The organism is Roseovarius aestuariivivens (genome assembly GCF_004761875.1).
Taxonomy (GTDB): Bacteria; Pseudomonadota; Alphaproteobacteria; order Rhodobacterales; family Rhodobacteraceae; genus Roseovarius; species Roseovarius aestuariivivens.
In genome coordinates this window covers 22,392-35,000 of record NZ_SJEY01000015.1, presented here as the reverse complement: position 1 = coordinate 35,000, position 12,609 = coordinate 22,392, and the positions used below count along the sequence as shown (strand labels likewise).

General features: G+C 62.2%; 11 protein-coding genes and 1 rRNA gene (1 of these 12 cut by a window edge). 2 read left to right on the top strand and 10 right to left on the bottom strand.

The features are described 5' to 3' along the window. The 6 genes from EZV60_RS18205 to EZV60_RS18180 all read right to left on the bottom strand — a co-directional run. Positions 1-159 (bottom strand): 16S ribosomal RNA (locus EZV60_RS18205); it reaches 1,310 nt to the left of the window's first position. A 792-nt stretch (positions 160-951) separates the two neighbouring features. Next, complete coding sequence (locus tag EZV60_RS18200; protein WP_135507366.1) at positions 952-1,515, bottom strand: VPLPA-CTERM sorting domain-containing protein; 564 nt, start codon at positions 1,513-1,515, stop codon at positions 952-954. 155 nt (positions 1,516-1,670) lie between these two features. After that, the gene (gene msrQ / locus EZV60_RS18195; RefSeq protein ID WP_135507364.1) at positions 1,671-2,300 is read right to left on the bottom strand and encodes a protein-methionine-sulfoxide reductase heme-binding subunit MsrQ; all 630 of its coding nucleotides are present in this window, start codon (positions 2,298-2,300) and stop codon (positions 1,671-1,673) included. Further along, positions 2,287-2,511, bottom strand: a complete 225-nt coding sequence (locus tag EZV60_RS18190) for a GDCCVxC domain-containing (seleno)protein (protein ID WP_135507362.1) — start codon at positions 2,509-2,511, stop codon at positions 2,287-2,289. Before EZV60_RS18190 ends, msrQ begins: the two co-directional genes overlap by 14 nt. Further along, complete coding sequence (gene msrP / locus EZV60_RS18185) at positions 2,511-3,413, bottom strand: protein-methionine-sulfoxide reductase catalytic subunit MsrP (protein ID WP_135507360.1); 903 nt, start codon at positions 3,411-3,413, stop codon at positions 2,511-2,513. The genes EZV60_RS18190 and msrP overlap by 1 nt, the downstream gene beginning before the upstream one ends. A gap of 311 nt (positions 3,414-3,724) precedes the next feature. Further along, complete coding sequence (locus EZV60_RS18180; RefSeq protein ID WP_135507358.1) at positions 3,725-5,218, bottom strand: FMN-binding glutamate synthase family protein; 1,494 nt, start codon at positions 5,216-5,218, stop codon at positions 3,725-3,727. 102 nt (positions 5,219-5,320) lie between these two features. Here EZV60_RS18180 and EZV60_RS18175 point away from each other — a divergent pair, with 102 nt between their 5' ends. Next, positions 5,321-5,761, top strand: a complete 441-nt coding sequence (locus EZV60_RS18175) for a DUF302 domain-containing protein (RefSeq protein WP_135507356.1) — start codon at positions 5,321-5,323, stop codon at positions 5,759-5,761. Between the two features lie 22 nt (positions 5,762-5,783). Here EZV60_RS18175 and EZV60_RS18170 read toward each other — a convergent pair whose 3' ends face one another. From EZV60_RS18170 to EZV60_RS18150, 4 genes are all read right to left on the bottom strand, one after another. Then, positions 5,784-7,283, bottom strand: a complete 1,500-nt coding sequence (locus tag EZV60_RS18170; RefSeq protein WP_135507354.1) for a hypothetical protein — start codon at positions 7,281-7,283, stop codon at positions 5,784-5,786. A 94-nt stretch (positions 7,284-7,377) separates the two neighbouring features. Continuing rightward, a complete protein-coding gene (locus tag EZV60_RS19380; RefSeq protein WP_245306358.1) occupies positions 7,378-8,958 on the bottom strand; it encodes a hypothetical protein in 1,581 nt (526 codons plus the stop codon). A gap of 42 nt (positions 8,959-9,000) precedes the next feature. Then, the gene (locus tag EZV60_RS18155) at positions 9,001-9,951 is read right to left on the bottom strand and encodes a hypothetical protein (protein ID WP_135507352.1); all 951 of its coding nucleotides are present in this window, start codon (positions 9,949-9,951) and stop codon (positions 9,001-9,003) included. Then, positions 9,948-12,002, bottom strand: coding sequence for a glycosyltransferase family 2 protein (locus EZV60_RS18150; RefSeq protein WP_135507350.1), 2,055 nt, complete (start codon positions 12,000-12,002; stop codon positions 9,948-9,950). Before EZV60_RS18150 ends, EZV60_RS18155 begins: the two co-directional genes overlap by 4 nt. Positions 12,003-12,323: 321 nt before the next feature. Between EZV60_RS18150 and EZV60_RS18145 the strand changes: the two genes are divergently transcribed. Further along, positions 12,324-12,521 carry a hypothetical protein gene (locus EZV60_RS18145; protein ID WP_135507348.1) on the top strand — a complete coding sequence of 66 codons (198 nt, stop codon included), beginning with the start codon at positions 12,324-12,326 and terminating at the stop codon, positions 12,519-12,521. Positions 12,522-12,609: the final 88 nt, after the last annotated feature.

The following is a 12,609-nucleotide window of genomic DNA, read 5'->3' as shown; positions in this document are numbered from 1 at the left end:
CGGTATTAAACCCAGTTTCCCGGGACTATTCCGTAGTGAAAGGCACGTTCCCACGCGTTACTAACCCGTCCGCCACTAAGCCCGAAGGCTTCGTTCGACTTGCATGTGTTAGGCCTGCCGCCAGCGTTCGTTCTGAGCCAGGATCAAACTCTCAAGTTGAAAAGCTGTTGCCAGCTTATCCTTGACGTTCGAACCTCTGCACATCAATCCTGACCGGCTAAGATCAGGACTGTCTTCTGTTTGTTGTGCTTCAGGTTTCATAAGAAACCGGAAACCGACAAACAGTGAAGCTGACTATCCATCATCGGACTTGGCTTGCGCCGCATCCTAGGTAGTTTGATATGCATTCAGTTTGTCCATCGATTAGGACCAAACCGCCCACATATCTCTTCAGATACCTGCGATTTCAAAGAGCGTGAGAGACAAAATCAACCGGATGCGCCACTTTCTTTTTGGCGCGCCCCGCCTCATTTACTCTCTTTTGTTTTGTCCGCCGCGTTGCCGTGTGGCCCGTTTTGCGTCCCGTTGGCGCCTCAGCGCCGCCGGTGAGGGGGTATTTACGGTTACAGCCTGACACTCGCAACCCCCTTTTTTCCAGAAAAGCCATTTTTTCTGCAGAAAGTGTAATAACTGTTATTTATCAGATAGTTAATCCTCTCATTTTTCCTTGGCCCAAGCTTGTTTTCACCGGTCTGCACGCTTGGAACCAGCGCAAAACCGTCGAATCCGGGCTTATCCACAGACTCGGAGCCGAGTCTTGGCCGGTTTTCCGGCCTGTCCGAGGCAATTCCCCGAGAGACTCGGACCTTCGCGCGGCAAGAATCTCCCGAAATCCTGCGATATTCGCGAATCCGGCCTGAAAAACGCCTGCGACCCGGGCGACTCGCCAGCTCAAAGCCGACTCGGTCGAGTCGCCCTCCCGCGCGATCCCATCCGCGGGAGGTGCCGGGATCAGGCCGTCTTGCGACGCCGCGCCAGGCCAAGCACGCCCAGCCCTGTCAGCAACAGCGGCAAGCCTGCCGGAAGCGGAATCTGAGCGCCGGGCCCGCCCGTCACTGTTTTGCTGAAGTCGAGCGAGCTTAGGACAGCCGTCGCATCGATGACGCTGAATCCGGGCCGCGCCGAATAATCCGCGGCAAAGATTAAGGCATCCCCGGACGTCAGGGTGAAGTCCGTAAAATCCACGATGCCCAAGGACGATGGAAACTGAATCCCCGTAAACGCCACCAGGCTTCCCGCCGTACCATTGAACTGCATCGGCGTGGTGAAGTTGGAAAGCGAGAGATCCTCGCCTGTCAGCGAGGTAAAGGTCACATCCTGATCGGCAACGATCGTGATGACGTTCATGCCATTGCCGGGCAATCCGAACTGAAGCCCTGCATCGTCACCCGGTCTGCGAAACCCGTTTGTGCCGCGCGCGCTTGTCGCCGTGACCGTGAAGTTTACGCCATCGACCGACACAGCGGCGGTGCTGGCCGGATCACCGGAGGCCGGGAACGTACTGTCAAATGCCACCGTGGAAAAATCGATCGTTGCGGCTTGCGCCGATGCAGCAGCGCATGTGGTAACCAACGCGAAAATGAAACTTCTAATAATTAAATGTACTCGGAAATACTCCGTTAAATCCGGATGGGAGCATACCCGCTCGCACGAGTCGCGCAAAACGTTGTTTACGGGCGCGCGACTCGCGTCGTTCCGGCCTGCCGGGACCGGCGACGCGGCACATAGCGCAACGCCACAAGAAATACGACGATTGCCAGAAACACGAGGGGCCGCACCTGCCAGCCTTTGACCAACATGACGTAATGCACGCCGCCCAGGATCGCCGCAGGATAGACCAGCTTGTGCAGCTTGGTCCAAAGCGGGCCAAGCCTGCGCACCGACCAGTTGTTCGAAGTGACCGCCAGAGGCAGCAACAGCACGAAGCCCGCCATGCCGACCGTGATGTAGGGCCGCTTCACGATATCGGCCCAGACCCGGTCAAGCCGTTGCACATCCAGAACGGCCCAGGTCAGCAGATGCACGGTGATGAAAAAGAAACATGCCAGCCCGATCGCCCGGCGGAATTTCATCAGGTTGAGCCCCGCGAACCGTCGCAGCGGCGTCACGCAAAGCCCCGCGATCAGCAGATACAGCCCCGCCTCGCCATAGGCATGCTCAAGCTTCTTGACCGGGTCTGCTCCCAGCCCGCCGGTCACCCCCAGCCAGAAGAGCCAGCCCGCATATAAGAGTGCGCATATATATACCGGCCACGCCGGTACCCGCCGCAGCGCGCTGTTCACCGGGTCAAGAAGCGCCATCACCAGATCCGCATCCGCAATCGCCGTTCTGCACCGGCGGACAGGGCACCGTCCCATAGGAACAATAGACACAGCAATCGCCCGGTTGAGGCCGAAGCACCGCCCCGCAGCCCTTGCAGTCATAGAAGAACTGGCAGGCATCGGTCGGCATGGTCTCGTGCGCGCGATGCCCGCATTTGGGACAGGTCAGGGTGGAATTCAGTTCGGTCATCAGAAGTTCTTGGTCAGATCCATGCCAGCATAAAGCGCACCGACCTCGTCGGCATAGCCATTGAACATCAGCGTGTCCTGCCGGCGGGCGAAAAGCCCTGTGCCGATCACGCGCTCGCTCGCCTGGCTCCAGCGTGGATGATCCACCTCGGGGTTCACATTACTATAAAACCCGTACTCGCGCGGGTTCGCCTTGTTCCAGCTTGTCGGCGGCTCATCCTCGGTCAGGGTGATCCGCACGATCGACTTGATCGACTTGAATCCGTATTTCCACGGCACCACCAGCCGCAGCGGCGCACCGTTCTGGTTGGGAATATCCCTACCATAGATTCCAGTGGCCATGATCGTCAGGGGATGCATTGCCTCATCAAGGCGCAGCCCCTCCACATAGGGCCAGTCCAGCACGGGCCGCGCGACACCCGGCATCTCGTCGGGGCGCAGCGCCGTCTCGAACGCCACGTATTTCGCACCCGACTGCACGCCCGCCATCTCCAGAAGATCGGCCAGCTCGAAACCGTTCCACGGCACCACCATCGACCACGCCTCGACACAGCGGAAGCGATAGATGCGCTCCTCCACCGTCATCTTTGCCATGATATCCTCGAAGGCATAGCTGCCCGGGCTATCCACCAGCCCGTCGATCTGCACCGACCACGGCTCGACCGTCAGGCGATGGGCGTATTTTGCCGGGTCGTCCTTGCCGGTGCCGAACTCATAGTAGTTGTTATAGCTGGTCACATCCTCCCAGCTCGTCGGCTCAAGCTCTGCGGCCGTTGCGCGACTGCCGATCCCGGCCAGTCCCACGCCCGCCGCCGCGCCCGCGAGAAGCTGCCGGCGATTGAGATAGACGGCCTCATCCGTCACGTCGCGGTCGGTGAGGTCGTTCTTCCAGCGATAGGCCATACGGGTCTCCGGGGCTGTTGTCCTTGCGTCACCTAAAAGAAAGCGCATCGCGGGCGCAAAACAACCCGTCTCACATAGACGTGGGCGATCGGTAACATTGTGCGACGACCCCATTGTTCGATAAGGCGCCGCGCATTGGCGGGCCGCGGTGCGGCGATCCAGCGCCTGAAGGGACACGCTTAATGTCTACAAATCCGCAAAAGACGCGAGCGAAGCACCCGGTCGCGCCAAATCGCCGTGCCGGGGGGCGGCCCGGCGATGCGCGGCGGCGTGGCAAGCCACGCCTTGACTCCGCGCCTGCAGCTCAAAACTCAGGGATGCTCCGCCGCATCCACGCTGGGGCGGATCTTGTTGAGCGCCACCGAACTGCCATCCGCCTGCACGATGCGCACATGCCGCCGCCGCATCTGGCGCGGTTCGGCCACACCGACCGAATGCGCAATGGTCTCGACCTCCTTGATCACCTGGCGGGCATAGTTGGCGACCTTCCTGTACTTGTCTTCCACCACCAGCCCTGCCTGCAGATGCGGATCGTGCGTGGTGATCCCCGTGGGACAGGTGTTCCGGTTGCATTTCAGCGCCTGGATACACCCCAACGAGAACATGAAGCCCCGCGCCGAGGTCACGAAATCCGCGCCCGCGCAAATCGCCCAGGCCACGTCGCCGGGGTTGACCAGCTTGCCTGCCGCGATAATCCGGATCCTGTCCTTCAGGCCGTGACGGTCGCGCAGGTCCACCATGCGTGGCAACGCCTCGCGAATGGGCATGCCCACCAGATCCATCAGCGGCATCGGCGCCGCGCCCGTGCCGCCCTCGCCCCCGTCGATCGTGATGAAATCCGGCGCGCTCTCCTCGCCACGCTCGTTGATCAGCTCGAACATCGGCGCCCAGGCCTCGGACGACCCCACGACCGTCTTGAATCCCACCGGCTTGCCGGTGACCTCGCGGATATGCCCGATGAAATCCAGAAGTTCGCCGAAATCGTTCACCTCGCGGTGCCGGTTAGGCGAGATACTGTCCTCGCCCGGTTTGATCCCCCGGATCTCGGCGATCTCGGGCGTGATCTTTTGGCCCGGCAGGATCCCGCCCTTGCCCGGTTTCGCGCCCTGCGCCAGCTTCAGCTCGAACATGCGCACATGCGGGTTCTCCCCCATCTTGCGCAGCTTGGCGTCGTCCAGTCCGCCATCTGCATCGCGCACGCCGTATTTCGCGGTGCCGATCTGATAGACGATGTCGCAGCCGCCGGTCAGGTGAAACGGGCTCAGGCCCCCTTCCCCGGTATTCATCCAGATCCCCGCCTGCGCCGCCCCCCGGCTCAGCGCCTCGACCGCCGGGCGCGAGATCGCGCCGTAACTCATGCCCGAAATGTTGAAGATGGACTTCGCCTTGTAAGGCACGGCGGCATGGGGGCCGATTTCCATTGGCTCGGTCATCGCGAACTGATCATCTAAGGGCGGAAAGGCGGCCGGCACAAAGATGGGCGTGCCCGGCACGCCGAGGTTCCTTGTGGACCCGAACGCGATGGTATTTCCCTTGCCGGTCGTGGCATGCGCGACCCAGTCCCGCTGCGCGCGGTTGAACGGCATCTCCTCGCGGTCCATCGCAAAGAAATACTGCCGGAAAAACTCGCCCAGCTTGGTGAAAAGCCCCCGAAACCGCCCGATCACCGGGTAATTCCGCCGGATCGCATCGCCCGTCTGGGTCTTGTCGATCAGGAAGAACAGCGCGGCGACCAACACCGCCAAACCGATCAGCAGCACGAAGAAAAGCGCCAGAGCCTCGAGCGCGTGGAACGCGAACGTCATCGCCCCCCTCCGATTTGATTTCGCGCAAACCCAAGCCGGGAATTGCTGTTACACTCACTATCCCAGCACGCTATTCCGACAACAACCGGAAAAGGAGTCTCCATGAAACGCTTGCTTGCTCTTCTCTGCTGCCTGTCCGCCACGCCGCTCGGTGCTCAGGATATCGTCAGCTACACCACCGACCAAAGCTACGCCGACGCTGCCTTCGGCCTCGAAAACGCGATCCTGAACGAGGGGCTCGTGATCGACAGCGTCAGTCACGTGGGCGACATGCTCGCCCGCACGCGCGGCGATGTCGGCTCCGAGGTCGAGCTTTTTGCAAAAGCCGACGCCTACAGCTTCTGCTCGGCTACCGTTTCGCGTGAGGTGATGGAGATCAATCCGATGAACATAGCCTTCTGCCCCTACAATATCTTCGTCGCGGAAATGGCCGGCGGCGACGGTGAGGTGATCATCGGCTATCGCACCTTCCCCGAGGGCGAGATGCAAAAGGTGCAGGAGTTGCTCGACGGGCTTGTGCGCGCCGCCATCGGGCTCGAGTGACCGCACCGCCCGCGCCGCCGGATCAGGAGGCGCGGCGGTGGCGGCTCTTGATCTCTGCCAGATAAGGCAGCTCGTTCAGGCGCGGATTGCAGCACTGGATGACCTTGCCCACCAGCTTGTGCCGCTTGCGCGCCAGCGGATGAAACGCCGCCGTCAGGAACAGCAGGCGGCGGTCATTGAACGGGTTGATATAGAAATTGCGCCCGAAGGCGTAATAGACGTTGTTCGGCGCCGCCGGCATGAAAAGCTCCGCATGGGCCATGTCCGGCATCCGCGTCCGCGCCGAGGGCGGCAGCGTCCCGTGCCAGTCGGCATAACGCGCCCGCAGGCTCTCAAGGCGGTCGGGCGCCACCCGTTCCTCAAGGTGCTCGGCCCGCATGTTGAGCAGCGCCGCCAGCCCGTCCTCGACCGAACAGCCCTGCGCGGCCATCGCCCGCGTCCACTTGTTCGCGCGCGTCATCTCCGCGCCGTTGCCGCGCAGCACCAGCCGGGTCTCGGGCGTGCGCGACACCGCGCGCACCGTGGGCGCGTCGATCCCGTCAAAGGACAGCCCGGTGCGAAAGGCCATCTTCCGGCGCAGCTCGGCCAGGTCTTCCTCTGACATGAAGGTCTCGAACTCCGGCGCCTTGCCGTCGATCACCTCCAGCGTGACGCCCACCTCGCGCGCCAGCATCTCGGCCCCTTCCCGGTCGAACCGCGTGACCTTGTAGATATCATGCACGTAAAACCGCTCGATCCGGTCCAGCACCGGCATCGCTGCGGCCAGCAACAGGCGCGAGTCCGTGCCCGCCGATAGCGGCAGCGCCGACCCATAGGCCCCGGCCAGCGCCGCGATCACCTGCGACAGACGCGCGGCAATCTCGGCCGCCACGGCGTTACGGTCCGTCCCCGCCGCCTCGAAATCGTCCTCGGGGCCAAGCCAGTGACGGCACAGCTCAAAACTCGTCAGATCGAGATAATGATTGGCATAGACCCGGCGGCATTGCCGGTCACAGGTCTCGCCCAAAAGAAACTGGCCCTCCCGCGCCAGAACCCGGTCTGCCGGGATCCCCGGCTCCGGGTCGATCTCGCGGTTGATCGCAAGCGGCACGCTCGACGCCACCACCCGGTCGGCCTTGGAATAAACGGCGCTCAGGCCCGCGGTGGCATCGAAATAGACCCGCTGCGCGCCTCCGACGGACACGACCGCGATGAACCGCCCGGCCAGCCCTTCAAGATAGGCCTCCAGCGCCTCAATGGTCTCCGGCCCCTCCAGATCAACCCGGCCGTCAAGGCTGTGGCCCGCCGCATCCACCGCGACACCCAGAACGAACCCCAGCACCCGGCCCTTTGCCGAAAGAAGCTCATGGCGCGGCAGGCGCGGACAGTGTTTCAGATGCCAGTTCCCAAGCCGCGCCTCGGCCCAGCCATCGCTTGGCGATGTGCGGCTTCTCGACAGACGGAACTGAAACGGAAACGCCTCGGAAAAATCCCAGCCATGGGTCTCGCACAGGGTCTCGGCAAGACAAACTTTGCGCTTCATTCTGCCTCTCTCACCGCGCGGTCGCGCGGATGGCCCGCCTGTCCGCCGCGTATGGGGCCGGGTGGGATCGCCCCGCGCGGCCCCTAGGGCGGCGTCACTTCTTGTGTATCACGACAACCTGGTCCTTGCGCTTCTTCTGATAGCGCACCGGTTCGATGATGCAGCCCGAGATATCGCCGCTCAGCGCGTTGAACTGCGCCGCGATATCGCCGTCCGAATGCTGAAACTCGCGCCCGTCCAGCCAGCTGCGGAACAGCGCCGCGGTTTTCGTGATGCCCGGCTTTTCATAGGTATCAGGCTGCCATCGCAGATCCTCGATCACGTAAAGCCCGCCCGACTGCAGGCGCGGAAAGATTTCCAGGAACGCGTTCTGCTGGTGGTGGCTGGCGTGGCTCGCGTCGTCGATGACGATATCCGGCGCCGGGCTGATCTCTTCGATGGCGCGGGCGATCTCCGCGCGGTCATCCATGTCACAGCGGTGAAAGGTGAACCGCTCGTGCTCGAACCACGAAAAGTCCGACACATCTAGGCCGTGGATCTCGGCGTTGGGAAAATATTCCAACCACATCCGGATCGACGGGCAATCCTTAGTCACCCGGTCGGCATCCACGCCATGCTCGGGCCCGCCGATCAGTAGACCCATCTCAAGAAAGGTGATGCTGCTCTGCCGGTAGGGGTGGAACAGCATATGGTAAAGCTCGGTGTACCGGTGCTTCGTAGAGCCCTTGTCAGAACCATAGCGATCCGCCAGATCGGTCAGGTTCTCGCCGCCTTTGCCCGTCGCCACACGGGGAATAGCCATCAAGTCTTTCATTGCCTCTGCCTTCTTCTTTTCTGCCTTTTCCTCGCGCGACAGGACCGGGGCCGCGTCGCAGTCGATCTTGTGCTTTTTCAGGATCTCGTCCATCCAGCTTCTCTCTTCCGGCATGCCGCCGAGGCTCGACAGGAATTCCCGCACGCGCCGCCCGTAGAAATGCACCGAATAAGTGTTCTCGGTGATCATGTCCTCGATGCGCTCTTTGGTGCGGGTCCGCATCAGAAGACGCCGGTCGCGAAAGCTGACCGGGTAAAGCCCTTCGACCGGGAAGGCGTATTTCGCCTCGCCGGTCTTGTGCAGATGATGCGTCACCGCCTGCGGGCCCCACACGCCCCAGCGCATCTCGCTCACATGCACCGGGGTGCCGGCATCCATCTGCCGTTGCAGCTCTGTCTTGTCCTCATCGGGAAACCATTCCGGTATGCCGAACTCGTCCTCGGTCATTTCCATCAGCCCGGCCAGCGCGTCGCTGTCGGATGGCAGGCCAAGAACCCCGCCATTGATGTGATGCGGCGATTCCCAGCCAAAGAAATGCCCGGTCGGGGTCTCGAAGGGCTTGACACAGTACGCATCCAGATCGGCCCAGATCATCCGGTCGTTCTGGCGCAGCAGGTGATAGCGGAAGACATCGGAAAAAAGCGCGAAACTGCCCGTGCGGCCATGCTGGATAAAGCGGTCGATCTGCAGAACGCTGTCGCCATGCACAAGCTCGACCCCCTCGGGCACGTTTTGCACATCCTTGTAGTGATAAAGCTTCACGTGATGCCCGGCGTCGAGGAAAGACTGCGCGCACAGCACCTCGACATAGCTCAGCGGGCCTTCGACCCACAGCATTCCGATCTCGTAGTCCTGCTTCATGGCGTCCCTCGTCGCGCGGCGGTGGCAGCGCGTGTTGTCGTTCTACCGGCTCTCGGCATGCTCCAGCTCCACCAGCGTGATGTCCGAACTGGCGCGAATGTCCGCTACATCGCGGTCATACATGCGCGTCAGATGCGCCCGTTCGCTGGGCGTCCAGGGGTCGTAATTGCCGTATTCAGCCCCGCGCGGATATTTCTCCTGCAGCGCAACGCGCTGTTCCAGCGCCGCCTCCGCGCCGTCGCGGTGGATCATCTGCAGCAATTCTGCCACCGCCTTGCCGCTGGCGGTGGGGCGCTTGTTCTTGTCCTTCGGCGGCTTGAGCTTCGAGATATCCACGCCCGGCCCGCAGAGGTTGGACAGCACCTGCATGTCCAGCTGGCGGAAATCCTCATAGCGCCACACCACGATCCTGGCCTCGGGGAAATGCTTGCGGACGACCTTCAGCACCTTCATCCAGTTCGGCATGTGTTCCAGCACACGCTTGCGCATCACGGTTTCGTCGGTGAAATGCTCCGAGGTCACCGACCGCAGGTACTCCACATAGGCCGAGGCGAAGAAATCGGCGTAATTGCGCAGGCCCAGATGCACCTCGCGCACCGTCCAGGGGATCTGCGACGCGATCGCCCCGATCAACTCGTCCCGCCAGAGGTACAGCAGCCCGCGCCGGACGCAGTGCCCGCAATGCCCGGCAAGGTTCTCGTCCGACAGGATCACCCGGTCGATCTTGTCCTTCTTTCCGATAAGCCCGTCGAAAAAAGCCCCGGTCTTCTCGGCCAGTTCCTCGTCGTTGTAGGTGGTGCGGTAATTCTTGCCGTTCTGCGCATAGATATAAAGCTGACAGGGCACGGTCAGCTGTTTACGCATGTCGCGGTGGTGGACGTACAGCACACCCTGCCGTTTGAGATAGCCGGTATTGCGCCCCAGCATCGACTGGATGTGGCTGGTGGCGGTCTTGTGGAACCCGCCATGCAGAACGACATAGGGTTCGCTCATTCCGCGGCCTGCCCGCGCAGCAGGTCGACGCAATCCTTCGGGTCCTGCCCGGGCTGATTGATCTGCTGCAACAGCTCGTGGAACGCCGCCCAGTCAAGCCGCGACTTGAGGCTTTCGATCTTCGCGCGGTGCCATGTGCAGGCCGCATCGTGCAGTCGCGCCAGTTCCGGATCCTGCAGCAGACGGTCCATTTCCGCGCGGGTCTGCGCGACCGTCGGCACCAGCGACAGATCCTTTTCCATGTTCAGATTCATGTCCGCCCAATAGGCCACGCCCTGATCGCGGTCGACGTGGTTGGTGCGGCCCCGGTCACGCTTGACGAGAAAACTGTCGACCGACCGCACCGAATAATGATGCAGGCGGGCGAACTCGTGGCTGAACCCGCCATGCGCCGACCAGCCGGTCACGTAATACGCCTCCGGCATAAGCTGGCCGCCGGCGTCCTTCCAGATGAAATCGGCGGGCCGTCCGTCGTCGAATTTGGGCCGGTGCACGCCGAACCGCGTCACCCCGCGCCCGGGCCGGAACATCGACTTGAGGCCAAGCGCGCGGTACTTGTCGCGATAGGCCTCCGGCGCGCTCCAGGTGAACTGCTCGGTCACCGGCGCATCCTCATAGGCCACCCGGTCGCCGCGTCCGAAGATCTTCCAACAGACGGAAATCGCATCCGCCGGGCCCGTCGCCTCAAAGAGATCAGGCAAGGTCCGGTTGCCGACGCGTACGTTCAGAAACTCGTCGACATCGGCGCACATGACCCAGTCGCATTCCGCGTAGAAATCTTCCTTCAGGGCGCGGCGCAGGGCCATGCGCTGCGGGCTCGCCCCCTCCTTGATCTGGTTGTCGACATGTTTCGCCACGCCCAGATCTTCCAGACGCATCGCGATCCTGTCGGTTCCGTCATCGCAGTCATTGGTGAAGATCAGGAAATCCGTGAACCCGATGGACCGGTGATAGGCCACCCATTCCAGCATGAAGGGGCCTTCGTTCTTCATCGTGGTCACGATCCCGCACCGGTCGTTCCGGCGCGGACCCAACCCTTCGGGCGAGGGCACGACCTTGACCGCCACGGTCTGTGTCACGGCCTCCTGCGGCGCGTCGCTTTCCGAGACTTCGCGTTCGGCCCGCTCGACTGCGGGCGCGGCGGCGTCTTGTTCGGCGGCCCGGTCTTCGCGACGCGTCTTGGCCCGAAGCCGCTTGCGGAAGGCCTGGGTGAACCGCGCCGCGACCTCTTCCCGGCCCTTGTCGTTGAAATACGCAATCACCGAGCCGCGGAACCAGCGCAGGTCGCGGCGCCCGCGATAGAGGCGATAGAATTCCACCTCGTCGATCGTTTCGAACACGGCGGCATGCATCACCGGCTTCAGCGCGTCGATCTTGCGCAGGAACACGGCGGTCTTGTGCACCGAATAACGGCAGTTGAAGATCCGGATATTGTCGCCCGAAAACCGGCTGACATGCTGCCGGTCCAGCTCGTGATAGGGATCGTAGAAGATATTGACGCAGCCAAGCTCGCCGGTCAGCGCCGCGGCGTCCGACAGCGGCAGCGTCCAGTCCTGCCGCCGGCCGCCCTCGTACCGCGTCTCCCACGGCACGATATCCATGTTCAGCGTGCTTTGAGGGTTGATCGACACCACATGCGCGCCGGGCACCAGAGAGGCAAACGCGATCGAGGCGTACCCGCCCATCGAGACACCCGCAAAAGTCACCCGGTCGTAGCCGTCGAAAAATCCCTCGTCCCGCAGCTTCTCGAAGCGCGCGATCAGGTCCGCGTCCCGATACCAGTCCGCGACATGCGCCATGACGCCCAAGTGAGAGATGTTGGCATCCTTGGCGAACTTGAACGCCCAGGGCTCCCGGTCGGGGCTGGTGTCGCTCACGTTCGACAGATTGTCGAAGGTGACCAAAAGCCGGTTCACCGGGCGTTTCACGAACATCAGCGAATGCCTCAGATGCCGCTCCATGAACCCTTCGCCGTCTCCGCCCGGGCGAAGCTCGTCGAACCAGCGCGGGATGGCCGGTGCCTCTGTATCCTTCGTGCCCTGCTCTGCCATGACCCGACTGCAACTGCGTAAATTTTGCCCCAAGGACCGGCCTTTTGCCGACCCCGTTCTTGTCTTTGCGAACACTATACGCGTGCGCGGCGAATCTAAGCAACAATTGTGTCAGAAGAGTGGACTTTGTTGCGACCTTCGAAACACGTTTTTCGGCTCGGCGGGGCGGCACACACATCGAACCGCGCAAGCGCCCGGCCCGCGACCCTTGCCGCGCAGGCGCTTTGGGCTACGTCCCTCGATTGCAAGTCATCGCGCGTTTGACGGGGACGCCGCCACAAGGATTTGTGCGGAGATCAAACAAACCCAAGAGGCGCAATTATGAAGCTCATAATTCTTTGCGTTGTAATTGGTATCGAAGCGTTGGCCCTCATCTGGCTCCTCAATCAGGACCTTAACATCATGTATCTTTCAGCGACTTTCTTTCTGAGCATTCTGTTTCTCATCACCGTCGCCCAGGCCTATGCCGGCCGGCTCATCGCCGCCGAAACATCGAAACACGCCGACGAAACCCGGTAACAGGGGCGCGGCGTACGGGCCCATAGCGTAAAGAAGCCCGCGCAACAGGCGGGCGCGGGCTCGGACGTCGTTACAGGCAAGGCCCCCG

Excerpts from the sequence above, each read along its gene's own strand:
- EZV60_RS19380 (WP_245306358.1), bottom strand. The coding sequence starts at position 8,958 with ATGAAGCAGGACTACGAGATCGGAATGCTGTGGGTCGAAGGCCCGCTG.
- EZV60_RS18180 (WP_135507358.1), bottom strand. The coding sequence starts at position 5,218 with ATGACGTTCGCGTTCCACGCGCTCGAGGCTCTGGCGCTTTTCTTCGTG.
- EZV60_RS18145 (WP_135507348.1), top strand. The coding sequence starts at position 12,324 with ATGAAGCTCATAATTCTTTGCGTTGTAATTGGTATCGAAGCGTTGGCC.
- EZV60_RS18150 (WP_135507350.1), bottom strand. The coding sequence starts at position 12,002 with ATGGCAGAGCAGGGCACGAAGGATACAGAGGCACCGGCCATCCCGCGC.
- EZV60_RS18175 (WP_135507356.1), top strand. The coding sequence starts at position 5,321 with ATGAAACGCTTGCTTGCTCTTCTCTGCTGCCTGTCCGCCACGCCGCTC.
- EZV60_RS18170 (WP_135507354.1), bottom strand. The coding sequence starts at position 7,283 with ATGAAGCGCAAAGTTTGTCTTGCCGAGACCCTGTGCGAGACCCATGGC.
- EZV60_RS18155 (WP_135507352.1), bottom strand. The coding sequence starts at position 9,951 with ATGAGCGAACCCTATGTCGTTCTGCATGGCGGGTTCCACAAGACCGCC.
- msrQ (WP_135507364.1), bottom strand. The coding sequence starts at position 2,300 with ATGGCGCTTCTTGACCCGGTGAACAGCGCGCTGCGGCGGGTACCGGCG.
- EZV60_RS18190 (WP_135507362.1), bottom strand. The coding sequence starts at position 2,511 with ATGACCGAACTGAATTCCACCCTGACCTGTCCCAAATGCGGGCATCGC.
- msrP (WP_135507360.1), bottom strand. The coding sequence starts at position 3,413 with ATGGCCTATCGCTGGAAGAACGACCTCACCGACCGCGACGTGACGGAT.